The sequence below is a fragment of the Methanoculleus sp. UBA430 genome (genome assembly GCF_002506585.1).
Lineage (GTDB): Archaea > Halobacteriota > Methanomicrobia > Methanomicrobiales > Methanoculleaceae > Methanoculleus.
On record NZ_DAXW01000001.1, the window covers coordinates 64,094 to 86,856 of the forward strand.

A 22,763-nucleotide genomic window follows, 5' to 3' on the forward strand; every position below is an offset into this window, starting at 1 on the left:
GTGGACCGTGGTGGCTATCGCCACGCGGGGGGTGGGGACCGGGGAGGGGGTCTCCCCCTCCCCGCACGCGGCACGGCACTCCTCAGGGCACCCCGCCCGGCCTCCTCCCCGGACTGGCAGGCAAGCGGGAACACACGGAGGGGATCGCAGATTCCGGGGTGTTGTTTCATAGGGCACTACCCGGGTGGCAATCTCAGCGACACCTCAGGCTCCGCCACATCGCCCCTCCCCAGTAGTCCGACCGCCAGCGAACCCAGAGATCCCCGGGTCCGTGGCACCGTCCCGTACCCGAAAAACTGCTCGACAAAAGCAGAACAAAACAAAAAATTAGGGTTGGTTAGGGTTTAGTCCCGACGAAGGACCAGGAAGGCAACCGCACCAAGACCGGCGAGAGCAAGGAGTGCTCCGAATCCGGGGGTGGTGGTCGGGGTAGCCTGGGTGGTCGTGGTGGTGGTCGGGGTGGTCTCAGTGCCGGTGGGGGCCGTGGTCACGTTGCCCGTGGGCTGCGTGGTCGGCTGACCCTCGACTACGTTGAAGATCGTGGTTGCGGTCTGACCGGCATCGATGGACTCGACCGTGACGATGTACTGGTCGACCTTGAAGCCGGTTCCGTCGACTTCGAAGGACCAGGTGTTCATGCCGTCACCCTGCTGGATGATTGCAGAGCCACCGACGCCGGAGAAGGTGGAACCCTCGGTCTTCTGGCCCGGCTGGAACGCAGCGGAGGTGACCTCAACATTCAGCGTGTCACCGACCGCAAGGTTCGTGGTTCCGGAGATCGTGAATTTGCTGCCCGCAGCCTTGTCGCCGATCGGGTCGATGAAGAGCTGGGGCTCAGCGATAACGAACGTGAGCTTCACGTAGGTGTCCGGAATGTTCGGGGAGTCGAGAGCGGCAATCAGCGCGGACGCCGCGGCGGGTGCCTGCAGGCTGGTGAGTTTCACAGTGGTTATGCTGGGTCCCGAGATCGTTCCATTGGAGTTCCAGTTGATTGATCCAGCATCACCAGTCTTAACACCCATCGGGTGCTGGACGACGACGAAGTACTGGCCTGGAGCGAGATCGTCGGTTTCGACGTCGTCTTCGAAGGTGCCGTCGGACTCAATAGACGGGGATAGAACGGCCAGTGTACCGTCCGTTGCACCATAGTAGTTCTTACCGAAGATCCAGATGAACACGTTGTCCGGGTTGCCCTGTGCGGTTCCGGAGATCGTCAGGTCGTTTCCTCTTGCGACGGTGGCGCCGCTCGTGGTCGCGCTGATGAACCCGGATCTGAGCGATACGGAGACCGTGTCGTACTTGGCGCTGGAAAGCTTGTCCTTGTTTACGTTCTTCGAGACAGCGTAGATCGTGTAACTGCCGGCATCAATGTTGCGGGTGGTGGCGGCGGTGTTCCACTTGTACGACCAGGTGTCGTCAGCTTCGACGCTTACCGGGTAGGGTGTTGTGTCTGTTACGTTCGTTGGATTGACACCGTCTCTATCGAGGTTCGGGCCGGTCATGAAGAGATAGACCGTCTCACCCTCGGTGTTGGTTCCAGAGAGGGTAACTTCCTCACCGATGTAGTAGGTGCCGGTGCCGGACGACGTGACGGTGACACTGCCCGCTTCAACCTTCACCCTGACATCGTCGGACTTGTCGCCAGGCGCAAGCTCTTTGACCTCAATGGTGTAGGTCTTCGCATCAGTCGATCCAGTGGTGTTGAACTCGATAGACCGGGTGCCGCTGGCAGTGGTATTAATGATCGCGCCGTTAGCGGCGGCGTTCATACTGCCGGGCATCACACCGATCTGGCCGGGTACGATCATCGGGGTGGTATAACCGGAGCCCGCGGTGGTCGTGACGTTCAGGAGATACCCCCTGTTCGACTCGCCGGTGATCGTCACGGTGAACCCGCTGTTGCGGATGACGGTGTCCTTGCTGGCTGTGATGGCAAGCGACCCAGTGGTGACCTCAAAGGTCACGGAGCTGGTGCTGTAACCCTTGTCGTAAAGTGCACTGCCGGACTTCCAAACCCCCTGAGCGGTGTAGGTACCCGTCGTAGCGTTTCTCAGAGAGATTAGTGCAGTGTCCGCCTTCTGGGTGCCGCTAAGATCCACATTGAGGGGCACACCCTCAAACGTCGTCACCGTACCGCCGGCAGGTGTGGTAACCCGGACCTCTACATTAGCGGCCCCCGCCGGAAGAGTTCCGACGTTGTGCTGGATCTGGAACCGGATGTCCTGTCCCCGGGTTACAGATTTCCCGTTCACAGAAGTGGTTCCACTTCCCTGCAGAACATCAAGGCTCACCGAGGGAACCTCAACGAGAACGGTCCCGAGGGCTGCACTCTGGTTGGTGAACGGGGGCGCAGTGAAAGCATACCAGGCTCCGGTCGAAGACCCAACTGCCGATGAGGTCAGATCGAAATCCGAGACGTTGGCTACCGCGATAGTCTTGCCAACAGTCGCGCTGGTCGCACTTGAGACACTGCTGTACCAGACCAGAGTCCCGGCAGTGCCAGGTCCTGGACTGCCAAACAGAGAATCTACATCGAGGTCGTCCTCGCCTACATAGATTGTATCGCCATCGCTAATACTCCGTGCCGCAGCCGGTGCAACGACCAGCGCAGCCACGAGGATCATGGCGACAACCATCAATTTTGTCATACTCTTCATACTATACCTCCATTGTGATGACATGAGGGAGTGTGAACGCGAGGTACTCGACAGACGTCGAATACGGGTTCACCACGCTCTATACTCCGAATCACGGAATATGTCACAATATTTGTGGAACACTTATTATATCCTTTGTGGTCGACCGGGTATCCGACGTCCCTGATAGGCACCACAACACGGGAAAACGCCCCGAATACGCCAGGATCATGCTTCATTCCCGGATCACCGGGTTTCATTACTGTGTGAGAATAAAAATGTTACCCCGGCCAAACCGGGGAGCGCCCGACCATACGGACCTTTCATCCCCGCCTGTTCTCCCGCGCCGCACCCGTGCGGCCGCACCACCCGCGGCAGGCACCGCCCCAGCCCGGGAAGCACCCCGGGTGCCTGCCCCACGCACCCCGGCGACGGTGCCACATGCCGGAGCATGTATATAGGAGACCACCTCTAGTGCGGAGACTTTTCTATCCCGGCCGGCCAACTACTCTCCATGCGGATCATTCGGGCCCCCACGCTCGCACGGGCACACGAACTGGCGGTCAGGACCGTCCTCGAGAAGGGATGGGTGCTGGAGACCGAGAACGACGAGGCGACGATCGAGTGCGAGGAGCTCGCGCTCGACGTGGAGTCGCCGGGAAGCGAGCCGATGGCGAGCCCCGCCTCCCGGTTCCAGAAGCGGTTCCTGGATGCCTACGCCGAGAACCTCCTCTCCGGCTCCGACGCCAAGTTCGAGTACGACTATCACCGGCGGCTCTTCGACTGGGGCGAACGGCTCAGCGCCAGGGGCGAAGACGTCCACGTCGACCAGATCGCCTACATCGTCCGGAAACTCATCTCCGCCGCGAACTCCCGGCGGGCGGTCGCGGTCACCTGGAACCCGGTCGTCGACGAGAACCTCGACGACTGCCCCTGCCTGCAGCTCGTCCAGTGCCTCCTCCGGGACGGGAAACTCCAGATGAAGGTCGTCTTCCGGAGCAATGACATCCTCTCCGCCGCCGGCTCGAACATGTACGCGCTGGTCCACCTCCAGAAGGCGATCGCGGACGAACTTGGCGTGCCCTGCGGGCGCTACACCCACATCGCGCTTGTCCCCCATGTGTACTTCCGGCGGGATATGAACGATATCCCGGCATTTTGCAGATCCGGAACCGAGATCCAGCCTGTTGCCGAGGTCTGCCGGGCCTGCGGAAAGTGCTCCCGCGCCTCAAAAGTGTGACCCCGGGGCGTCAGGTTAATTAGGAACTACACACAACATTTTAGAGCCCAATAGCCCGGTAGTGTAGAGGTCAATCATGCAAGGCTCTGGACCTTGCGACAGCAGTTCGAATCTGCTCCGGGCTACTCGAACCTTTTTCTCAACAGCATACACCGGGGGGCGATATATGGCTGATTACAATCTCGGCTGCACCGTGCAGCTCGACGACGAACAAACGCTCGCCCTGCTTGCCGGACTCTACAAAGTGGGCAGGATCCGGCATATCCAGGTCCAGGCCGTCCCGCTTCCCAGGCCCTTCTTCAGTGAGAGCCTCGAGAGGGTCGCCGCGACCGGCATCCCTTCGGTCGTCCACGCACCCCACCACAGCCACGGCGTCAACCCCTGCGCCCCCGCGGCCTACGAAGACCGGCCGGCGGCGGATATCAAGGAGCATATCGAGCTTGCCATGAGCCAGGCCCTCGAAGCCGCCGACGTCCTCGGCGCAGAGACGATCGTCCTCCACGCAGGAAGATATGAACCGGGCGGGCGCTCCGCCGCCGTGGAAGAATTCTCCCGCTTCCTCGACACCTGGGCCGACCCCCGGCTCACCCTCGAGAACCTTCCTTCGGTCTACGCCGGCTACCCGCTCCTCGGGAACACCGCCGGAGAACTCGCGACCCTTGCGGGCGGCAAGATGACCCGGTTCTGCCTCGACTTCCCGCACCTCGCCTGCACCGCAAATCACCGCCAACTCTCGTTTGCAGCGGAACTGGAGCGGTTCAAGACCCTTAACGTGGCCCTCCACCACCTCTCGAACCTGCGGTGCGGCTCGATCACCGACGAGCACCTCGAACTCGACCACCCCGACGGCGGCCTCGACCTCGCGGCGGTCTTCTCCCGGCTCCGGCGGCACCCCGCCGTCCCGGTGACACTCGAGTACAAGCAGGATGTCCCGGAGGTCTACGCCCGGCAGGTGCGGGTCTTTGCCGGTCTCTGGGAAGACCATGCCGGGAACTGAACCCACGCCCCCACCGCGGGAAACGTTAATGTGGGAGCGATCCCCATCTAGAACTACGGGCATGCCCCGGGGTGAGAGCACGTGAATCCTTCTGTCCAGCAGGCGCTTGAACGGATGAGAACCGTTGAGGGGTTCGAGAAAGTCCGCTTCATCATCCTCTATGGCTCCGTTGCCGATGGGCAGGCAAAAGCAGGGTCTGATGTCGACCTCTGCATCTATTACGACGGTGATCGCGAGGAGGCGTCCCGATTCCGGTTTGCGGTACTCTCCGAACTCTGCGACGACCGCTACGACATCCAGATCTTCTCCCACCTGCCCCTCTACGTCCGGACGGAAGTCCTCCGCGGAAAGGTGATCTACTGCCCCGACGAGCGGTTCCTCTACGACCTTGCATACCAAACAATCCGGGAGTTCGATGATTTTAAGCACCGGTTGTATGATTACATCGGCAAAGAGGCAATGGCGTGACAGGAGGCGTCCGCGATACGGCAATTCGTATCAAACTCCAGGAGATGGCCGAGAGTGTCGATATGGTCGAAGAGCACCTCCCCGACTCAGCCGATTCGTTCCGGCAGCTCGGCATCGTAAAAGACGGCATATACAAACGCACCGAATATTCCATCGAGAACGTCTATGATATATGCGCAATCCTGAATGCTGACCTCCACCTCGGTGTCCCCGGTACGGATGAAGATATCCTTGAGAACCTCGTGTTGCACGAGGTGCTCGCCCCGGCGATCCGGCAGAATCTGAAGGCAATGAAGGGATTCCGGAACATTGTTGTGTACCACTACGGGGCAATCGATGATGATCTTGCCTTCTCGATCCTGAAGGTGCATATCGATGACTTTTCTCTCTTCAGGCGGGAAGTTGAACGCTTCCTGCAGTCGGTTGCGTGACGGGCCATGAGCCGGTGTCACAACCGGTCGATGCCCCTCACGCCAGCAGCGCCGCGATGATCCCGGTTAAAAAGATTCCATCGAACGTCCCCGCCCCGCCGATGCTCGCCATCGGCGCTCCCAGTTCCCCGATACGATCGAGGTTCAAGAGGTCCGCCCCGATCAGGGTCCCGAGCGTCCCGCTCACATAGGCGATGATCACCGCCGCGCCCGGAACACCCCCCGCAAAGAGCGAGAGGATCAGGGCCGCAAAGAGCGCCGCGAGCGGCGGGATGAAGAACGGTGTCGCGATCCCGAGCCCCGGCACCGGGCGGGCGACGAGTTTTGTTGTGACCGTCACGATCCCGACCCCGAGGAGAGCGAGCCCGAGGAGCAGGTAACCCCCGCTGAGCAGGACCGAGTCGTAGAGCAGGTAGAGCGATATCGCCACCGGGATGAGGGCCCCACCGACGTTGACCGCGAGGACCGTCCTTGATACCGGCTGCGGGATGCGGTAGAGCCGCCCGTACATAGCGACGTAGCGATCGGAGATCGGCGTCGCCGACCGGCTCTCCAGCGTCCTGACGGGGATGTTGATGAAACTCCCGAAAAGGGTCAGGAAGAGGATGAAGAGCACCTGCCACCATGAAAACCCGAGCCTCGCAAACGTCGCCCCGATCACCGTCAGAAAGAGGATCGGGAAGATAACGACGGCGAAGAGGAAGAGGACGAGCATCCCGAAGAGGAGGAGGAGGAACAGGGGAGAGAAGGGGTTGAAGACGACCCGGTCCATATCAAGAAGTTACCCTTCCCACTAATATAGACTACCCCTGCGGACGCAGACGATGGCGGCATGGTCGTGGTGGTAAGGTTCGAGCCACCGGACGTCCACCACGTCGAGGTGCTGTTCAAGCCCGGCCCGGGCCTCTGCGAACACCTCCTCCGGGTCACGCCGGACGTCCACGCTCCGGGTCTTGAGCATCAGGATGAGGTGCCCGCCGGGTTTGAGGAAGGCGAGGTTCTGCTCCGCGATCTCGACCTGGTTTGGCTGCGCTACGTCCTGGTAGACCAGGTCGACCGCCTCCATGAACGGGGCATACTCCTCCGGCCGGTTCGCATCGGCCATGATCGGGACGATGTTCTTCCTCCGGCGGGCCACCTCGAGGAGGTCCTGCATCGGCCGGGGCGCAAACTCCACCGCGTAGACGGTCTCAACGTAGTCGGCGACGTGCGAGACCGTGGTCCCGTTCGCTGCACCGAGGTAGAGCACCCTCATCCCGGGGGTGAGGTCCAGCCCGCCGCCGAGGGTGTAGAGCGCCGCGAGCTTGCTCCGGTAGGGATCCCAGACCCGGTAGCCGTCGAGCGTCCGTTCCCCGTAGACCCCCCCCTCGCCGGGCGAGACGAGCACGTTCCCGAGCCGGATCATGCCGTGACCCCCGCCTCGTCGATCCGCGCCTGGGCAGCGTTGAGGAACTCCGGCACCGCCTCTCCCCGGTAGTAGTCGAGCCGGGCGGCGATGGCGAGTTTTGCCGCGAGCACCCGGGCCACCCTTCCCCGCACCTCACGGGGGGCGTTATGGACCCGCCGGTGCTGGAAGATGATCCCGTGCTTCGGCGGCGGCGTTCCGCCCCTGAGGTGCGAAAACAGCGCCCTCTCCGACCCGAGGACCTGGATGGTGCTCCCCGGCATCCTCGCGAGCGCGGAAAGCCCCCCGGCCCGGGAGAGGAGACGGGCCGCGACCAGCCCGCCGATGAGGGCGCTCGTGTTCGGCAGCACCTCGTCGGCCCGGGCCGAGACCTCCCGCATCAGGCGGCTCCTCGTCCCGGTGAGCCGCTCGATCTCGCCGGAGACATCGAGGAGACCGCCCCGGGCCCCCCGCCGGATGAGGTCGAGCATCTTTCTGGCCGGGAGCGACCGGTACTTCCGGGAGAACGACGGGTTCGTGACCTGGTACCACTCAGCGGCGCGTTCCTGGAGGAGATTGATGACGTTGTCGAGTTCGTCGAGCATCCTGACCATCTGGAGGAGCTCGACGTCTCTCGCCTGGTATGAACGGGCGATCTTCTCCCGGGCAAGGGTGGTGCAGACGGACCGGAGCAGGTCAACGTACTCCGCCCGCGTCCGGACAACGCCGCAGTCCCGGGCAATCTCCCAGTCGATGGGGACGTAGGACTCCATACCGGTGCGGAGCGTGGCAGCCCGCCCGGCGAGCGCGGCCGGATCGGTGCCGGCGGCCCGACACCCCTGCTCATCGACATCTCCGAACCAGTAGCGCTGTAGCATGGTACGGTATTGGAACTCTGTCGATATAACCCGGGCGGTCAGGCGATGCCGAACGAGTAGACCATCACCGGAACCATGATCGCCCCCATGCAGTAGACCCGGCGGATGTTGACGAGAGCCGGGACATAGCCGACCGCCGTTGCGAGCAGGAGGACGAGCCCTCCGAACGGGCCGCAGAGGAAGAGGGAGAGGAGGGCGACGAAGATGATGACACCGTGGTTGATCTTCGTGATGTTGATACCGCCAAACCACCAGGCCGTACGCGAGAGGAGGAGGGTCAGGAGGTAGGCGCCGACCGCGGCGAGAGCGCCGGCAAGAAGGATGGCGGTTGCCGGCGGGACCTCTTCGAGCGCCCCGATCGCCGCCATCACCCCGCTCCGCGTCCGGGCTATGGCGTAGAAGGCCGCAAGCCCGAGGAAGGCATTCACGGTGTTTGCGGCGCTGGTCGCAAGGATGTATTCGCGCGGGTTGGAGTCGTAGCCGATGACCGACGTCAGGAGGGCGTTTGCCGTGGCGCTCGAGAGGCCCGGAAGCCAGCCGACGAGAGCGCCCGCGGCGGAGCCGAGGACGGAACCCCGCCGGACCGCACCGGCCGGGAGGTCGATCCCCGTAAAACTCTGTTCGGGCATGACCCCGTGCGACGCCTTGAGGAGGACCGCGATCCCGAAGAGCCCGGAGAGGAGGGGCATCAGCACCCCGGACTCACCGCCCGCCGGCCAGGCAAGGAAGGAATAGCCGAGGGAGAAGAGGCCGAGGAGACCCGAGACCGAGAAGACGGCGAGCGCCCATCCCGGCGACTCGGAGACGACGATGAGGTAGCCGGCGACGGCGAGGATGACGAGACCGATGCCCCAGTCGATCGCCGGTTGAAGTGCCGGAAGAGCCAGGACAAACGCAAGCGCGAGCGGGAGAGAGAGGGCGACGCCGGCGGCGCTCCCGAGAGCCGATATGCGGACGGCCTCCTCTCCCCGCCCTTCGAGACAGAGGGCGTGCGCGGGAAGGACCGCGAGGGATGTGTCGGCATCGGGGATACCGAGGAACGTGCTCGGGACGTTGTCGAGGAACGTATGCGTGACCAGAGTGGAGAACATCGCGGAGGCGATGACCACCGGGTCGAACCAGGCGAGGAGGAGCGCCTGGAGCGAAAGAAGGACGCCGGCCACGGTGTTGGCATGGATGCCGGGAACGAGGCCGCTCACGACGCCGCAGCCGATACCGACGACGGCCCCGAGCACGATACTTGCGAGCACGCAGATCTACGGTCGAAGCCGGCGGGGATAAACCAACCGAATCGTGCCCGGCAGGGGCGAGGAGGAGGCATCCCGACAGATACAGTCATATTCCACCGGGACGAACGTTGTGGCAATGAAGATTGCCATCACCCGGCTCGAAAACAAGGCGGCGGGAGACCGCGCTCTCTGCACCTCCTGCGGCCACGACTGCTACACGGTCTCACCCCTCCGGGCGGAGGTGCGGATGGAGCGGGTTGCCGCGTTCGTCGAGGCCGTCCACCGCGGCGAGTTCGACTGCCTCTTCTTCTCGAGCGCCCTCCCGGCCGCGATCGTCGGGCCGAGGCTGAAACGATGGCCACGGGTGATCGCCATCGGGCCGAAGACTGCCGAGACTCTCCGGGAGTCCGGGATCGAGGCAGAGATCCTCCCTTCGTTCTACTCCCGGGACTTCGTTCCCTACCTCGGGGAGTGGCTCCGGGGGCGGACGGTCGGGATCCCGCGGGCCGACGTCCCGAACCCGGGCCTCCTCAACGCGATCGCCGCCGCAGGCGGGACGGTCCGGGAGGAGCGGGTCTACGCCCTTGCCCCCACGGGGACCGAACTCGCTCTCGACGCCGCCGACGCCGTCCTTTTCACGAGCGCCATGTCCTACCGGGAGGCCCGGTGGCGGCCCCGGGACGGTCTCCTCCTCGTCGCCATCGGCGATATCACCGCCGATGCCATGCGGGCCGGCGGGCACCCCCCGGCAGTCGTCGGAGACGGGTCGCTTGCGGGAACCCTTCAAGCGCTGAACCGGTTGAAAATATGACACCGAATATGAACGGTCCAGAGAACCCCTGCGGCGGGGCTCTCCCCGCGTCGGGGATCGTCGTCATCGACAAGCCCCGGGGGCCGAGCAGCCACCAGGTGACCGCCTGGGTCGGCGATATCCTCGGCCGGCGGGTGGGCCACGCCGGGACGCTCGACCCACAGGTCTCCGGGGTGCTCATCGTCATGTTCGGCGGCGCCGTCCGGCTCGCCCCGGTCCTCCTCTCGCACAACAAGGAGTATGTCTGCTTGATGAGGCTCCACGCCGATGCGCCACGGGAGGCCGTGGACCGGGTGGCGGCTGAGTTCACCGGCCGGATCTACCAGCGGCCCCCGAGGAAGAGCGCGGTGAAAAGGAGCCTCCGGATCCGGAAGATCCAGGAGATCGAGATCCTGGATATGGCCGGCAGGCTCGTCCTCTTCCGGGTCAGGTGCGACGCCGGGACCTACATCCGGACGCTCTGCATCCACATGGGCTACGCGATCGGGGTCTGCGCCCACATGGAGGAACTCCGGCGGATACGCTCGGGCACGTTCGACGAGACAGCGGCGGTCTCGCTTCATGACCTCGTCGATGCCTGCGCGGCGGCCCGGGACGGCGATCCTGAGCCCCTCCGGGGGATGATCCTTGCCCCGGACGCCGCCGTCGGCGACCTCCCGAAGGTCGTCATCCGCGACACCGCGGTCGATGCCGTCTGCCACGGCGCGGTCCTCGCCGCGGTGGGGGTCACGGCAAAGGTGGGCGGATTCGGGAAAGGCGAGACGGTCGCGATCGTGACGGAACGCGGCGAACTGGTGGGGCTCGGGAAGGCCCTCGTCGGTTCGCCAGCGTTGAAACCGGGAGAACCCGGGTTCGTCGTCGCACCCACCACCGTCCTGATGCAGCCCGGCACCTACCCCCGGGGCTGGAAGACGCACGCCGGGGCGCAGGAACACTCATGATCTCATTGGCCCCGTGGCGAGAACCCCGCCGGGAGGATATTATTAATAGACTGTCCCGCCAACTAATGATGCACATTCTCTGCTGAGGTAGTCTAGACCGGTAAGGCGCGGGCCTGGAAAGCCCGTGGGGCGTTGAGCCCCTCGGGAGTTCAAATCTCCCCCTCAGCGTTTCTTTTCAAACGATTTTTGCGAGCTTTTTGCCTGACGTTTTCGGTCTGCTTGCCCATGGCATCGTCATACTGGGAATTTAGCAATTTAATCGCGTTCAATGTTTCCATATCGGTGACGGAAAGAGGCCCAAATTATTTATCCCGCATTCGTGATAGTTCCGGGAACGCCCATCACCCCTCCATAACGAGAGAATACCTGTGGCGATCACAAAAAAAAGGGGAAACGACATCATGAAGATCCAGGTGAGCAAGCATGGTCCATACATTGTGACCGGGGGTGTCCCGCTCATGGTGATGGAGATCTCCTACGATGACGGGGGCGACTGCCGGTCGTGGAAGAAGGTACGGGAGTACCCGCTGCAGGAACGGTATGCCTTATGCCGCTGCGGACGGTCGAGGAACAAACCCTTCTGTGACGGGACGCATGCGAAGGTCCGCTTTGACGGTACCGAGACAGCCGGAAACGAACCGTATCTCCAGAGCCCGACCATCATCAGCGGACCGGAGTTGGAACTGATCGATTATGAAGGGCTCTGTGTGCACGCACGGTTCTGCATGCGGGCCGGAGGAATCTGGAACCTCACGGAACGGTCCAGTATCCCGGAGGCACGGAACACGGCAATAGAGGAAGCATGCAACTGCCCTTCCGGCCGGCTCGTTCTCCGCGACCGGAAGACCGGTGAGACGATCGAGCCTTTTCTTGATAAGTCCATCGTCGTGGTCGAAGATCCTGTCAGGGATGAACATGGGCCGCTCTGGGTCCGCGGCGGGATCCCGGTCGAGTCCGCCGAGGGAGGGACCTATACGATCAGGAACCGGATTACCCTCTGCCGGTGCGGGAGATCGTGGAATAAACCGTTCTGCGACGGGAGCCATGTCGGGCAATGAGCGACTCGACTCCTCGTCCGGCGCAGGCAACCGGGAGAGGCAACGTCGTATCGAAACCTCGAGGACGATCGTAACGATGATATTCAATAGGCCGCTATAGATCATAGCATGTCCCGGACGACAACAGTGTGGGTATCTCAGGAGACAAAGGAACGGCTGGCAGCGATGAAGCGGTATCCCCGCGAAACCTTCGACGACGTCATCAGGCGCCTTATGGATACTACCGAGGACGACGAGCCCCTGAGCGACGAGGCTATCCGGGGAATCGAGGAGTCACTTGAAGACATTAAGGCCGGTCGCCTGTATACCCTGGAGGAAGCACGCGCCGAGTTGCAGGCGGCATGGCGTACACGGTAAGACTCACGACGGCGGTGGTGCGCGACCTCGCGAAGATGCCCGCGAGTGTCGGAACCCGGATCCTTGATGAGGTGGAGGCCCTCGCTCAGGAGCCGGATCCCGCCCGGCACGTGAAGAAACTGAAAGGGAGAAGTCAGAGTCCCTTTTACTCGCTCCGAATAGGGAGATACCGTGTTATTTTGAACATCTTTGACGACATGCTTGTGATTGTCGTGGTGGAAGTCGGTCACCGGTCGAAGGTGTACCGCAAGCACTGACATCCTCCCGGGAAAAAGGGGTTTCGCCCGTCAGAACGATACTCCCACCATAAGCATGGCAAAGAGTACCAGGTCGTAGACGGTATGCGTGACCGCCGACGTTGTGGTGTTCGAGTACCTCCGGATGCAGGCAAAGACGAGCCCCGCAAGGAAGACCGAGATGAGGCCGTCCCAGCTGTACTGGAACGCGTGGAGCGATGCGAAGAGGAGCGCCGGGAGGAGGATGCCGAACCGGGGCTGGAGCAGACCGCGGATGCTCACCTCCTCGCCGAACCCCGCCGCGATGGACGCCACGATGATCCCGGGCAGGGTGAGCGAACCGGCAAAGAGCAGGTTGACAGCCTCAACATCGGTGACGGGGAGGCCGAGCCAGCCCACCAGCGCGGCGAGCGCCGGGTCGATGAAGTGGAACGCGATCACGAGCGCGAAGGCTACAGCAACAGCAAGAGCAATTTCTCTTCCGGTCGGCCGGACGAGCCCGAGCCGCTTCAGGACCTGACGGGGCGTCCGCCGGACGCATGCCCCGGCGATGAAGAACGAGCCGATGAGCGTCCAGAAGAGGGTGTAGGCGTTCAACGTGACCGTATCCGCGAGGAGGTCCCCGGACTCGAGCAGGGGATCGAGGAACTGCGGCGAGAGGAAGGGCGGACCCCCTGTCGCCAGGAGCGGTATGGTCGGGATGAGGATCAGGGCGAGGATGACGACGAGCGCAACCGTATGGAGGAGCGAGTCCGGGTCGAACGGAAGGTACCGGGCGAGCCGGACCCTGAACCGGCGGGAGAGCCCGACGAGACTTGCAAGTGCCGCGGCAAGGACGCCGAGCAGGAGGAGAGCCACCTCTCCGGCCAGGGCGAGGTCGACGGTCTCCGGATCGAACTCCGCGCCCTCAAGCACCTCCGCCGGCAGGATCGCTATGACACCGACGCCGGCTGCAGCGGCCGCAACCCCCCCGACGAGAGCGAGGAGCCAGAAGACGGCGGCCCACCGGTACGCGGGGTGCCGGTCATCGGCGAGGTAGACGAGCATCGCGAGGACGACGAAGAACGCCACGTCGAGCGAGGCGACAAGGAATGATCCCGCCTCGCCGCCGACGGTCCCGGAGACCGCCGCGAGGAAGATGAGGCCGAAGGCGGCGATCAGCAGTTCGGGGGTGTGGCGGCGAAAGGATTCCAGCGACATGATCTCCTCGGTTCAACACCAGACAGTGCAGTATCTGTTGGCCCGGCGGCACGATGAACGTAGCGCACGCTTCACTGCCAACGCAGCTTCCCGATGACCACCCAGCCAAGCGCCCCTGCAACCGCGAGGACCGCCGACGTCGCGAGGAAGAACGCCGGCAGCGGCCACCGGCTCGTGAAGAACGCTCCGGCGAACGGTCCGGCCGCGAGCCCCAGCGAGTAGAAGGTGTTGTAGATGCCGTAAGCGGCGCCCTGCGAACTCCGGTCGCGGTAGATCTCGGCCATGATCGGCATCACCGGCACCAGGGCGCAGGAGAGCGTGACCCCCAGCACGAAGACGGCAGCGATGACGAGCACGAGGGTCGGCGCCTGCATGGCAGCAACGATCGCAACCCCCGAGAGGAGGAGCCCGCCGCCGATGAGGGAGCGGCTCCCCCCGTACCGGTCATAGATCCTTCCTGCGGCCGGCTGGGCGGCGGCGGCGGCGACCGCCAGCACCGCAAAGACGAGCCCGATCGTCGCCGGGGAGGCCGCGAAGGTAGCGTGCAGGTAGACCGGAAGGTAGGGGTCCACGACCCCGTAGGTCCCGGAGACCGCGACGACCGCGGCCCCGCAGGCGGCGAGCGGGAAGAGACTCCCCCGGGGCAGCATACCCGACCGTTCCTGCCTGCAGGTGCGCACCGGGACGGCGAGGACCGCGAAACCGACCGAAGCCACCAGCACCGCCGGGATGAGGAAGGTCGCGGTGTAGCCCAGGTACTCGAAGAGCAGCCCCCCGACGACCGGCCCGAGGACGGTCCCGAGCCCGACCGCCGAGAGGGTGATACCCATCCTCTCCCCGAGCCGGGCGGGGTCGCAGGTATCGGCGAGGAGCGCAAGCCCCGCAGACCAGGTGGCCGCGGCCGACACCCCCTGGACCGTCCGGGCGACGATCAGGTGCGTGACCGTGGTCGAGAAGCCGAAGAGGGCAGTCGCAAGGGCAAGAAGGAGCATCCCGGCGATGATGAGGGGGCGGCGCCCCACCCGGTCGGAGAGGAGGCCCATCGGGATGGAGAAGAGGAGGAGCATGGCGGCGTAAACCCCGAAGACGATCCCGACGACCGATTCGTCGACACCGAGCCGGGGGGCGTACTGAGGGAAGACCGGGATAAGGAGCCCGTAGATCGTCATATCCATGAAGATGACGAGCACGACCAGAACGAGGATCGCGTCCGGCGATGCGGCGATGCGATCCCGGAGTCGTTGCGGTTCCCGGGTTCTCATGACAGTATCTCTCCACGCGACCACCGTCGTCTCCGCGGTGCCGCTCCTCTATCCCGTAGGTTGGCGCCGCGGGCATATATCGGTAGCAGGATCGTGGCCCTCCTCACCATACTCCCCGGTAGTAGGCGAGCTCGCGGGCGTAGGGGCGGAACGCCTCGACGAGGGCCGTCGTCTCGTCGTCGGGCAGGGGGCCGCTCCTCCCGGCAGCGGCAAGCGCCTGCACCTCCGTGGGCGTAGAACAACCGACGATCGCGACGGAGATATCCTGGGCAAGGGCGTAGCGGACGAGGGTCTCCGGCGTCACCCCCGTGCCGGGGGCGGTGTAGTTCGACCCGCCGAGCACCTTCATCCCGATGACGGCGACACCCTGCTCCTTCGCGGCCGCAAGCGTCGTATCGAGGAATCCTCCGGGTGCGCCTTCCACCGGGTTTGCGGGCATCATCACGGCGTCGACCGGCCAGTTCTCCACCGCGTGCGAGAGGACGTCGGGGTCGTGATGGCCCGTCACCGCGATATACCGGACGATGCCCATCTCCTTCGCTTCGATAAACGCTGCGAGGGCGCCGCTCACCCCCTCGATCTCCCGGATCTCGGCAAACGTCCGGACGTCGTGGATCTGCCAGAGGTCGAGGGTCTCGATGCCCATCCGCTGGAGGGTCGCCTGGAGGTCCATCTCGGCATCCGCGTGAAGCCGGCTCGCCGATTTGCTGGCCTGGAAGATCCGTTCCCGGAGGTCAGGGCGGCTCCGCCAGACCTCGCCGTAGTAGTCCTCGCTCCCCGCGTAGGCCTTTGCCGAGTCGAAGTAGGTGATCCCCTGGTTGAGGGCCTCCATGATGACGGCCGCTGCCTCCGCATGTCGCCCGTATGTCCTGAGGACCCCCTCGCCGCCGAGCCCAACGAGGGTGACCTCCCGCCCGGTCTTTCCGAACCTGCGCGTCTCCAGTCCCGCCATGGACCACTCCTATCCGCTCCCGGTTATAAAAATGTTCAGCCGGGGAACGGGTCATCCGTGGAGGTCCCCCCGGGCGCGCATGCCAAAAATGAAAGAGGAGCGGGGTCCTTCACTCCACCGCCCGGATCACCGCCACCCGCCACTCGGTCCCGTGGAGGCCGGTCGTCGTCCAGGTAATCTCCTTCCGCACCGCCTCTCCGTCGATCTCAAACCCGTAGGTCGCGGTGCCGTAGCGTTCGGCGGCAGTCCGGCGGGCCACGTCGAGCAGGTCCGGGTAGTCCGCGTAGTGTGGGTCATCGAACGTCATCCGCCCGACCTGGGTAGTGTCGGTGTCGTAGAGCACCCGCCCGTCCGTCTGGACGACCATCACCTGGAAGGGAGTGCCGTTCGCCGCCGGGCCGACGGCGTTGCCGATCAGGACTTCCGGCCGGAAGACAACAGAGACAAACCCGGCAAACCGATCCTCGCCGGTAAAGATCGGCGTGGACATGACCGCCGCCGGGATACCTTCCGCGACCGTGATCACCTCGCTCATGATCGGTCGCTTCGATGCCAGAACGTGCCGGACGTTGGGCTGGTCCCGGAGATCCGCGCCCTCGACGCCATGGTACGCCGCCGGTTCGGCGGCGAGGAGCGTGCCTCCCGCATCGGTGACCGTGCAGTCGACGATAGCAGGGTCAACATCACTCAGGTTCAGAAGGATCCCGCGGGCGGCGGTGTCGTTGAGGCCAGTACCCCTGAGGTCAGACGCCGCGTGGCTCAAGCGGCCGTCAACAGCCTCAAGCGCCACAGCGATATCCGACTGCAGGCGAACAAGGAGTTCTCTCGCGTCTTCATTGGTTCCGGAAGCAGGCAGCACTATCGGCTGATTCAATGCCGTAAAACCGGCGACGACAGCGACGAGGACCGCTACGACCGCGATGATCCATGGGTATGATTGAGAACTCATCTGCTCCCTCGTTTGGAAGAAAATTGAGGTCAAGAGATTTAAGGCCTGCGAAATCGTCTTCGTCGAAAAATCAGCGTTATCCGAAGGAATTTTTCCACCGAAATCGGAGAGGGGCGTATCAAGGGGAAACGGCCATTGGATTTTCCCGTCACGGCGACGGGAGGCTCATCGCCGTCGTTTACGGCATCCAGCCGGCGTCCGCCTCCTCTTCCCGACCCCTGCCGTCGGAACACCCGTGAAATCCACCCACTGCGGGATCGACCGGGTCCGGATCACCCGGGCGTCCGCTCCCGGAGCCGCTTCTTGTACACCCGCCATCCCACGACCCCGGCCACGACCCCAACGATGATCGCGACCAGGATGCCAATCCCGAGCGCCGGGTTCTGCCGGTAGACATCCAGAAGCACATCGGCCCCGAGGGAGAAGGCAAGGCAGGAGAAGATTGACCCGATACAGACGCAGCCAAAGACCCGGCGTTTCTCCAGCCCGAGCAGTCTCCCCAGGATCGCCCCGTTCATCGCCCCGGTCCCCTGGAGCGGGAAGAAGACGAAGAGGATGAGCCCGACCGTCGAGAACCGCCGGAGCCAGGGCTGGGCCTCGGTGTAGTTCCGGCCCGCCGTCATCCCGCTCTCGATCAGCCGACCGATGAGAGGGAGTTTCAGTGCCAGATCCAGGTTCCAGACGACGAAGAGTGAGACGGCCACGTCGAGGAGGAAGATCATGAGCGTGATGAGCCACCAGGGGTAGCCCAGGACGACCGCGAGCGGGATGATCGTCTCCTTCCCGGCCGGGGGGACGAAATAGGCGACGAGCAGTCCTGATATGATGAGGAACTGCTCGTAAGGCTCGGTCAGGTAGAGCACCAGAAAGACGACCGGGATGATGGCGAGCGGGAGGATGAACTTCACGGAGCCGGCGAGGTAGGGGCTCTGAAGTATTGCCTTCCACCGATCCGGCCCGGGGGTTTCAGTTATATGGTCCATGGTGATTGAATAGAAGTTCCTCTGTTCTGATTTGAGACGACGGAATAATACGTTATCGAAAGTGGGTACCAGCAGGTTCAAGGGTATGCACCGCGAGGATACAGAATATGACCTCTCCCCCTGCCATACGGCCGCCCCGCACCCTCCCCGCCGTCGAGAGCGGCACCCGGGAGAGCGCCCTCTGCACGATCGCAAACGTCGGGACCGCGCTCGAAACCCTGCACGAGGTGAGAAAGCACGTCCGCGGCGATCACAAGCGCCGCCTCGACGAGGTCGCGGTCATCCTTCGGGTGGTCGCGCTCGATGCCCAGGCGACCTACGCGATCACCGACGACGAGGCTCGGGCGTTCATCCGGGACTGCCGCTCGCGGTGAGAACGGCGTTCCCCACCCGACCGGGGCCGATCCGGTCCCACCTCCTCCGCCTACAGAGAGTTTAACCGGTCCCACGCCAACATCCGGTATGATGAACGAGTCGCTCCGGCAGGTCGTCCACCTCGTCTTCGGCCTCGGGATATCGGGGTTTGTCCTCCTCTTCGACCGGGGCCTCACCCTCTCCGTCCTGGTGCTCGCTCTCTTCGCGGGGTTCCTCCTCTCCGACGCTGTCTCCCGGGGCTACACCATCCCGATCGTCTCGTGGGTCATTGCCGGCCTTGAACGGCGGGACGCCGCCCCGGGAAAGGGAGCGCTCTTCTTCGCGCTCGGTGCCCTCTTCTGTCTCGTCTTCTTTGAAAAAGAGATCGCTTTCATCGGGCTCGTAGTGCTCTCGCTCCTCGACAGCGTCACCACCCTCGTCGGCGTCCGGTTCGGCAGGACCCGGATCTACAACCACAAGTCCCTCGAAGGCACGCTCGCCGGGGTCGCGGTGACGGGGGCCGCCCTCTGCTTCCTCGTCCCGTCGGCCGTCGCCCTCGCGACGGCCGCGGTCACGGCCCTCGCCGAACTGATAAGCCCCGTGGACGACAACCTCGTCATCCCGGTCGTGGCCTGCCTCACTCTTGCGGCGTTGCTCTGAAAGAGCCCGGAGACCTCCGTTCTATCTCCCGGGCGGCGCTTCGTGGTGAAACGCGAACCGGTCGCACTCCGGGCAGGTGGAAAAGACCCCGCAGGCGGAACAGTCCTCGCCGGTGCAGGGCTGGACCCTGATCGTGACGCTCGTGCGGGGGAATTCCCCTTTGACGTCGGTCTCCACGTGCTTCACGATACCGTAAGCCTCCTCAAGGGTCGCGGTCTTCGGGACGACCAGGTGGAGGTCCACGAACCGGTTCGGCCCCGACCGACGGGTCCGGAGCCGGTGAAAATTGATGACGTCCGTGCAGTGCTCATTGATAATCTCCCGGATCCGGGCCTCCTCCTCCGGGGGGAGGCTCCGGTCGACAAGGTCCTCGAACGAACGCCGGATGAGGTCGAATGCCGCCCGGAGGATGATCCCGGCAACCACGAGCGCGATGAGGGCGTCGAGGACGACAAGGCCCGTCAGCCGGATCAGGACAAGCCCGAGCACGACCCCGGCGGAGGTGTAGACGTCTGTGCGGAGATGCCAGGCGTCGCTCTCAAGCGCGATCGACTCCGTCTTCTTCGCCACCGCCATCAGTCGGGAGGAGACGTAGAAGTTCACCCCGGCCGAGAACAGCATGACGGCGATCCCGAGCCCGAGCCCCTCGACGTTCAGCGTCTCCTCTCCGCCGAGGAGGTTTCTCAACGCCTCGTTGACGATCAGGACGGCGGCCACCAGGATCAGGACCGCCTCAAGGAGCCCGGATATGCTCTCGTACTTCCCGTGCCCGAAGGTATGGCACTCGTCAGGAGGCCGGGCCGACTGCCTGACCGAGAAGTAGGCGACGACCGCGGCCACCAGGTCGATCCCGGAGTGTATCGCCTCGGATATGATGCCAACCGAGCCTATCGCGATGCCGACGACCAGTTTTGCCACGACGAGAAGCATGTTCGAGACGACCGAGAGGCGCGCGGTCTGCTCCTTCAGCGCGCTATCCTGACCCCGATCATCCCGCTCGCCCGAAACGATCACGTCCATGGTTGATGAGTGTTCGCCCTCCGCCGGGATAGGGTTTGCGTCCCCCGAAGGGGTGCCGGAGGCGGCCGAACGAAGAAGGGTGTGCCGGCAGACCCCTCTCAGTCCACCGTGAGGATGATGAGCGAATCGGTCCCTTCGCGTCCGGGGGAGACACCTTCGGTGAGGACCACGCGCTCTCCGGGCTTGATGATGCCGGAATCGCGTATCGAGTCGAGGATTGCCCCATGCCAGTACTCCTTCTCGCTCCGGATCAGGTACGGGCAGACCCCGTAGGAGAATGCCAGGAACTTGAAAGTGCTCGGGTTCCGGGTGAAGGCGAGGATCCAGGCCCCCGGCTTGAATCGGGAGATGTTCCGCGGGGTGCTCCCGGAACGGGTAGGCGTCAGCACGAACCGGATGCCGAGCGCATCTATCGCCTCGATGACGTTTAAAGAGACGACGTCGTTGACGGTGATCTTCTCCCGGCCCTTCCCCTGCCGGAAGTAGGCGAGCGGGCTGCACCCCGCCCCGACACTTGTGCGTTTCTCCTCGGTCGACCGGGCGATCTTCGCCATCATCGCGACCGTCTCGACCGGATATTTCCCGATGGATGTCTCCTCGGAGAGCATGATCGCGTCTGTCCCATCGAGGATAGCGTTTGCGACGTCGGTCACCTCCGCCCGGGTAGGCCGGATATTGTCGGTCATCGACATCAGCATCTGGGTGGCGGTGATCACCGGCCGGCCGAGGATGTTTGCCTTCTGAATGATGCGCTTCTGCACCGTGGGGACCTCCTCGATGGGGGTCTGGACCCCGAGGTCGCCCCGGGCGATCATGACCCCGTCAGTCTCCCGGAGGATCCCGTCGAGATTTGCGAGCGCCTCCTGCCGCTCGATCTTCGAGATCACCCGGATGGACTTTCCGGACCGGGCCGCATACTCCCGGGCCTTCAGGATATCCTCCGCCCGCTCAATGAAGGATATGCTGAAGGTGTCGAGCCCCTCGGCGAGCCCGAACTCGATGCACTCGAGGTCCCGGTCGGTCACGGCGCTGAGGGCAACGATTCCCCCACCCCCGACGAGGCTCATCCCCTTGCGCGAGAGGAGCAGGCCACCGATAACCACTGTCGCCCTGACATCGCTCTCTTCGACCTCGTCGACCCGGAGCTGGAGGAACCCGTCGTTGAGGAAGATGGTGCTCCCCTCCGCGACCAGCTGCGGAAACTGCTCGAAGTCGACGGGGATCCGGGAGGAATCACCCGGCGCCGGAGCGGTCGTGAGGGTGACGGTCTCGCCCTTGTGGAGTTCCAGGGGCTCGTGGGCGAGATCGCCGATCCTGATCTTCGGTCCCGGGAGATCGAGCAGGATCGTGACGGGAAGACCGGTATCCTCGACCACGGTCCGGATGTTCCTGATGTTCTCCCGATGCTCGTCGAACGTTCCATGAGAGAGGTTGAGCCGGGCGACGTTCATGCCGGCCCGGACCATCCGGGCAAGGACCTCCCGGGACCGAGATGCGGGCCCGATGGTACAGACGATCTTGGTCTTCTGCTCGGGCAGGGTCATTCGCTTCCGTTTTGCCTGCTCGGATATTCGTTGCAGCACCTCTTCGAGCATCATGAAGTATCGTCAGGTGCCGGCACCGGATTAACCTTCGCAAAGCGGGGTAGGGGTCCCGGAAAAAGAGAGAATAGAGAGGAGTTACGCACCTGTTCCCGGTGGTGCGAGAGGGATCACTCCAGGACGCCCTCCCGGTCGGGTCTTGGTTCCACCAGGTCCCGCACCGGGGTCGCCTCGAGTGCCCGCCCGCTCTCGGCACTGTATTCACCGATGCGACGGTGGACGTGCTCGACCATGCCCCCGGTGGTGATGATGAGTGAGTTCTCCCCGATCAGGGCTTTTAAGATGCACTTGTCGATGACACCGTAGGTGTAGTCCAGGAGGATCCGCTCCCGGTTGGCGAACTCCTTGGCCCGGGTGCCCATCGCCCCGATGTGCTCGACCGCGCCCTGCTCCACGAGCGCTCGCAACTCGTCGCCGCCGATCCGGTCGGCGTTGCAGAGGTAGATCGTCCCGACTTCGTCACGGGTCGGGGTGTGGCCGCGCAGTTCTCGCTCGATCCGGTCGGTGAACTCGAGCACGTTCTTTGGAGGAACGCCACGGTCGATGACGCCCCGGAGACCGAGCTCGTTGTAGAGGTCGAGAAGAGCAGGTGGTTTCAGCCTGGCGGCAGCGAGGAGACTGTGATCAGAGAAGACCTCTTCCGGCGGCCCGCGGGCGAGGACACGCCCCCGTTCCATCAGGATGACCGAGTCGGCCCAGCGGTAGGCGAGTTCGACGTCGTGCGTGGATATCAGCACCGTCCGGCCCCCGGAGGCGAGCTCGTCGAGGAGTTCCATCACCTCCTCGGAACTTGCCGGGTCGAGGGTATTGGTCGGTTCATCGAAGACCAGGACCGCCGGCTCCATTGCGAGGATGCCGGCGATGGCGACTCGTTTCTTCTCGCCGCCGGAGAGGTGGTGGGGCGGCCGTTTCTCGTAGCCGTGGAGCCCGACGTACCCGAGCGCGTCCCGGACCGCTCGCCGGACGGCGTCGGGAGAAAGACCGAGGTTCACCGGACCGAACGCCACGTCCGCTTCAACGGTCGGGGCGATGATCTGGACGTCGGGGTTCTGGAAGACGAACCCGACCCGGCGGCGGAGGTCCCGGAGGCTCCGGTTGTCGTAGGCGAGCGGCCGG

24 protein-coding genes and 2 tRNA genes are annotated in these 22,763 nt (G+C 64.0%); 13 read left to right on the top strand and 13 right to left on the bottom strand.

Annotated features, from left to right (window positions below; translation table 11 throughout):
- Positions 1-344: 344 nt before the first annotated feature.
- On the bottom strand, positions 345-2,681 hold the full coding sequence (locus BRA49_RS00350) for an MEMAR_RS02690 family S-layer glycoprotein (protein ID WP_349680890.1): 2,337 nt from the start codon (positions 2,679-2,681) through the stop codon (positions 345-347).
- A 469-nt stretch (positions 2,682-3,150) separates the two neighbouring features.
- Between BRA49_RS00350 and BRA49_RS00355 the strand changes: the two genes are divergently transcribed.
- The 5 genes from BRA49_RS00355 to hepT all read left to right on the top strand — a co-directional run bounded on the left by BRA49_RS00355 (position 3,151) and on the right by hepT (position 5,772).
- Complete coding sequence (locus tag BRA49_RS00355) at positions 3,151-3,876, top strand: thymidylate synthase (RefSeq protein WP_292382463.1); 726 nt, start codon at positions 3,151-3,153, stop codon at positions 3,874-3,876.
- Between the two features lie 52 nt (positions 3,877-3,928).
- Positions 3,929-4,001, top strand: a tRNA-Gln gene (locus BRA49_RS00360).
- Between the two features lie 41 nt (positions 4,002-4,042).
- On the top strand, positions 4,043-4,873 hold the full coding sequence (locus tag BRA49_RS00365; RefSeq protein ID WP_292382465.1) for a TIM barrel protein: 831 nt from the start codon (positions 4,043-4,045) through the stop codon (positions 4,871-4,873).
- 81 nt (positions 4,874-4,954) lie between these two features.
- A complete protein-coding gene (locus BRA49_RS00370) occupies positions 4,955-5,341 on the top strand; it encodes a nucleotidyltransferase domain-containing protein (protein ID WP_292382466.1) in 387 nt (128 codons plus the stop codon).
- On the top strand, positions 5,338-5,772 hold the full coding sequence (hepT, locus tag BRA49_RS00375; RefSeq protein WP_292382468.1) for a type VII toxin-antitoxin system HepT family RNase toxin: 435 nt from the start codon (positions 5,338-5,340) through the stop codon (positions 5,770-5,772). The genes BRA49_RS00370 and hepT overlap by 4 nt, the downstream gene beginning before the upstream one ends.
- Positions 5,773-5,809: 37 nt before the next feature.
- Here hepT and BRA49_RS00380 read toward each other — a convergent pair whose 3' ends face one another.
- From BRA49_RS00380 to BRA49_RS00395, 4 genes are read right to left on the bottom strand one after another with little or no spacing between them, the layout of a single operon-like run.
- The gene (locus BRA49_RS00380; protein ID WP_292382469.1) at positions 5,810-6,544 is read right to left on the bottom strand and encodes a DUF1614 domain-containing protein; all 735 of its coding nucleotides are present in this window, start codon (positions 6,542-6,544) and stop codon (positions 5,810-5,812) included.
- Positions 6,545-6,565: 21 nt separating this feature from the next.
- The gene (locus BRA49_RS00385; RefSeq protein ID WP_292382471.1) at positions 6,566-7,177 is read right to left on the bottom strand and encodes a fibrillarin-like rRNA/tRNA 2'-O-methyltransferase; all 612 of its coding nucleotides are present in this window, start codon (positions 7,175-7,177) and stop codon (positions 6,566-6,568) included.
- Complete coding sequence (locus BRA49_RS00390; RefSeq protein ID WP_292382473.1) at positions 7,174-8,034, bottom strand: RNA-processing protein; 861 nt, start codon at positions 8,032-8,034, stop codon at positions 7,174-7,176. The genes BRA49_RS00385 and BRA49_RS00390 overlap by 4 nt, the downstream gene beginning before the upstream one ends.
- Before the next feature lie 38 nt (positions 8,035-8,072).
- Entirely contained in the window at positions 8,073-9,284 is a 1,212-nt protein-coding gene (locus tag BRA49_RS00395) for a tripartite tricarboxylate transporter permease (RefSeq protein ID WP_292382474.1), read from the bottom strand.
- A gap of 115 nt (positions 9,285-9,399) precedes the next feature.
- Here BRA49_RS00395 and BRA49_RS00400 point away from each other — a divergent pair, with 115 nt between their 5' ends.
- From BRA49_RS00400 to BRA49_RS00425, 6 genes are all read left to right on the top strand, one after another.
- Complete coding sequence (locus BRA49_RS00400; RefSeq protein WP_292382758.1) at positions 9,400-10,074, top strand: uroporphyrinogen-III synthase; 675 nt, start codon at positions 9,400-9,402, stop codon at positions 10,072-10,074.
- Positions 10,075-10,082: 8 nt separating this feature from the next.
- On the top strand, positions 10,083-11,015 hold the full coding sequence (locus BRA49_RS00405) for an RNA-guided pseudouridylation complex pseudouridine synthase subunit Cbf5 (protein ID WP_292382476.1): 933 nt from the start codon (positions 10,083-10,085) through the stop codon (positions 11,013-11,015).
- A gap of 81 nt (positions 11,016-11,096) precedes the next feature.
- Positions 11,097-11,183 (top strand) — tRNA-Ser (locus BRA49_RS00410).
- A gap of 200 nt (positions 11,184-11,383) precedes the next feature.
- Positions 11,384-12,073 carry a CDGSH iron-sulfur domain-containing protein gene (locus tag BRA49_RS00415; protein ID WP_292382477.1) on the top strand — a complete coding sequence of 230 codons (690 nt, stop codon included), beginning with the start codon at positions 11,384-11,386 and terminating at the stop codon, positions 12,071-12,073.
- Positions 12,074-12,181: 108 nt separating this feature from the next.
- Positions 12,182-12,430, top strand: coding sequence for a DUF7557 family protein (locus BRA49_RS00420; RefSeq protein ID WP_292382478.1), 249 nt, complete (start codon positions 12,182-12,184; stop codon positions 12,428-12,430).
- A complete protein-coding gene (locus tag BRA49_RS00425; RefSeq protein WP_292382480.1) occupies positions 12,415-12,687 on the top strand; it encodes a type II toxin-antitoxin system RelE family toxin in 273 nt (90 codons plus the stop codon). Before BRA49_RS00420 ends, BRA49_RS00425 begins: the two co-directional genes overlap by 16 nt.
- 30 nt (positions 12,688-12,717) lie before the next feature.
- Here the strand turns inward: BRA49_RS00425 and BRA49_RS00430 are convergent, their stop codons facing one another.
- The 5 genes from BRA49_RS00430 to BRA49_RS00450 form a co-directional block, all read right to left on the bottom strand.
- Entirely contained in the window at positions 12,718-13,866 is a 1,149-nt protein-coding gene (locus tag BRA49_RS00430) for a CPBP family intramembrane glutamic endopeptidase (protein ID WP_292382481.1), read from the bottom strand.
- Between the two features lie 71 nt (positions 13,867-13,937).
- Positions 13,938-15,128, bottom strand: a complete 1,191-nt coding sequence (locus BRA49_RS00435) for an MFS transporter (protein WP_292382483.1) — start codon at positions 15,126-15,128, stop codon at positions 13,938-13,940.
- Positions 15,129-15,231: 103 nt separating this feature from the next.
- Positions 15,232-16,080 carry an aldo/keto reductase gene (locus BRA49_RS00440; protein WP_292382484.1) on the bottom strand — a complete coding sequence of 283 codons (849 nt, stop codon included), beginning with the start codon at positions 16,078-16,080 and terminating at the stop codon, positions 15,232-15,234.
- A 109-nt stretch (positions 16,081-16,189) separates the two neighbouring features.
- On the bottom strand, positions 16,190-17,029 hold the full coding sequence (locus BRA49_RS00445) for a cache domain-containing protein (RefSeq protein WP_292382487.1): 840 nt from the start codon (positions 17,027-17,029) through the stop codon (positions 16,190-16,192).
- 272 nt (positions 17,030-17,301) lie between these two features.
- The gene (locus BRA49_RS00450) at positions 17,302-18,012 is read right to left on the bottom strand and encodes a small multi-drug export protein (RefSeq protein WP_292382488.1); all 711 of its coding nucleotides are present in this window, start codon (positions 18,010-18,012) and stop codon (positions 17,302-17,304) included.
- Positions 18,013-18,119: 107 nt separating this feature from the next.
- Between BRA49_RS00450 and BRA49_RS00455 the strand changes: the two genes are divergently transcribed.
- The gene (locus BRA49_RS00455; RefSeq protein WP_292382490.1) at positions 18,120-18,386 is read left to right on the top strand and encodes a hypothetical protein; all 267 of its coding nucleotides are present in this window, start codon (positions 18,120-18,122) and stop codon (positions 18,384-18,386) included.
- A gap of 88 nt (positions 18,387-18,474) precedes the next feature.
- Positions 18,475-19,026: a diacylglycerol/polyprenol kinase family protein gene (locus tag BRA49_RS00460; protein ID WP_292382491.1), complete on the top strand. Its 552-nt coding sequence runs from the start codon at positions 18,475-18,477 to the stop codon at positions 19,024-19,026.
- Between the two features lie 21 nt (positions 19,027-19,047).
- Here the strand turns inward: BRA49_RS00460 and BRA49_RS00465 are convergent, their stop codons facing one another.
- From BRA49_RS00465 to BRA49_RS00475, 3 genes are all read right to left on the bottom strand, one after another.
- On the bottom strand, positions 19,048-20,046 hold the full coding sequence (locus tag BRA49_RS00465; protein WP_292382494.1) for a cation diffusion facilitator family transporter: 999 nt from the start codon (positions 20,044-20,046) through the stop codon (positions 19,048-19,050).
- A 98-nt stretch (positions 20,047-20,144) separates the two neighbouring features.
- Positions 20,145-21,644: a pyruvate kinase gene (gene pyk / locus BRA49_RS00470; protein WP_292382495.1), complete on the bottom strand. Its 1,500-nt coding sequence runs from the start codon at positions 21,642-21,644 to the stop codon at positions 20,145-20,147.
- Between the two features lie 113 nt (positions 21,645-21,757).
- A partial coding sequence (locus tag BRA49_RS00475) for an energy-coupling factor ABC transporter ATP-binding protein (RefSeq protein WP_292382497.1) occupies positions 21,758-22,763 on the bottom strand: 1,006 nt, incomplete at its 5' end.

Coding starts and splice junctions, on each gene's coding strand:
- BRA49_RS00350 (WP_349680890.1), bottom strand. CDS start 2,681: ATGTCATCACAATGGAGGTATAGTATGAAGAGTATGACAAAATTGATG.
- BRA49_RS00355 (WP_292382463.1), top strand. CDS start 3,151: ATGCGGATCATTCGGGCCCCCACGCTCGCACGGGCACACGAACTGGCG.
- BRA49_RS00365 (WP_292382465.1), top strand. CDS start 4,043: ATGGCTGATTACAATCTCGGCTGCACCGTGCAGCTCGACGACGAACAA.
- BRA49_RS00380 (WP_292382469.1), bottom strand. CDS start 6,544: ATGGACCGGGTCGTCTTCAACCCCTTCTCTCCCCTGTTCCTCCTCCTC.
- BRA49_RS00385 (WP_292382471.1), bottom strand. CDS start 7,177: ATGATCCGGCTCGGGAACGTGCTCGTCTCGCCCGGCGAGGGGGGGGTC.
- BRA49_RS00390 (WP_292382473.1), bottom strand. CDS start 8,034: ATGCTACAGCGCTACTGGTTCGGAGATGTCGATGAGCAGGGGTGTCGG.
- BRA49_RS00400 (WP_292382758.1), top strand. CDS start 9,400: ATGAAGATTGCCATCACCCGGCTCGAAAACAAGGCGGCGGGAGACCGC.
- BRA49_RS00405 (WP_292382476.1), top strand. CDS start 10,083: ATGAACGGTCCAGAGAACCCCTGCGGCGGGGCTCTCCCCGCGTCGGGG.
- BRA49_RS00420 (WP_292382478.1), top strand. CDS start 12,182: ATGTCCCGGACGACAACAGTGTGGGTATCTCAGGAGACAAAGGAACGG.
- BRA49_RS00425 (WP_292382480.1), top strand. CDS start 12,415: ATGGCGTACACGGTAAGACTCACGACGGCGGTGGTGCGCGACCTCGCG.
- BRA49_RS00430 (WP_292382481.1), bottom strand. CDS start 13,866: ATGTCGCTGGAATCCTTTCGCCGCCACACCCCCGAACTGCTGATCGCC.
- BRA49_RS00435 (WP_292382483.1), bottom strand. CDS start 15,128: ATGAGAACCCGGGAACCGCAACGACTCCGGGATCGCATCGCCGCATCG.
- BRA49_RS00440 (WP_292382484.1), bottom strand. CDS start 16,080: ATGGCGGGACTGGAGACGCGCAGGTTCGGAAAGACCGGGCGGGAGGTC.
- BRA49_RS00445 (WP_292382487.1), bottom strand. CDS start 17,029: ATGAGTTCTCAATCATACCCATGGATCATCGCGGTCGTAGCGGTCCTC.
- BRA49_RS00450 (WP_292382488.1), bottom strand. CDS start 18,012: ATGGACCATATAACTGAAACCCCCGGGCCGGATCGGTGGAAGGCAATA.
- BRA49_RS00455 (WP_292382490.1), top strand. CDS start 18,120: ATGACCTCTCCCCCTGCCATACGGCCGCCCCGCACCCTCCCCGCCGTC.
- BRA49_RS00460 (WP_292382491.1), top strand. CDS start 18,475: ATGATGAACGAGTCGCTCCGGCAGGTCGTCCACCTCGTCTTCGGCCTC.
- BRA49_RS00465 (WP_292382494.1), bottom strand. CDS start 20,046: ATGGACGTGATCGTTTCGGGCGAGCGGGATGATCGGGGTCAGGATAGC.
- pyk (WP_292382495.1), bottom strand. CDS start 21,644: ATGATGCTCGAAGAGGTGCTGCAACGAATATCCGAGCAGGCAAAACGG.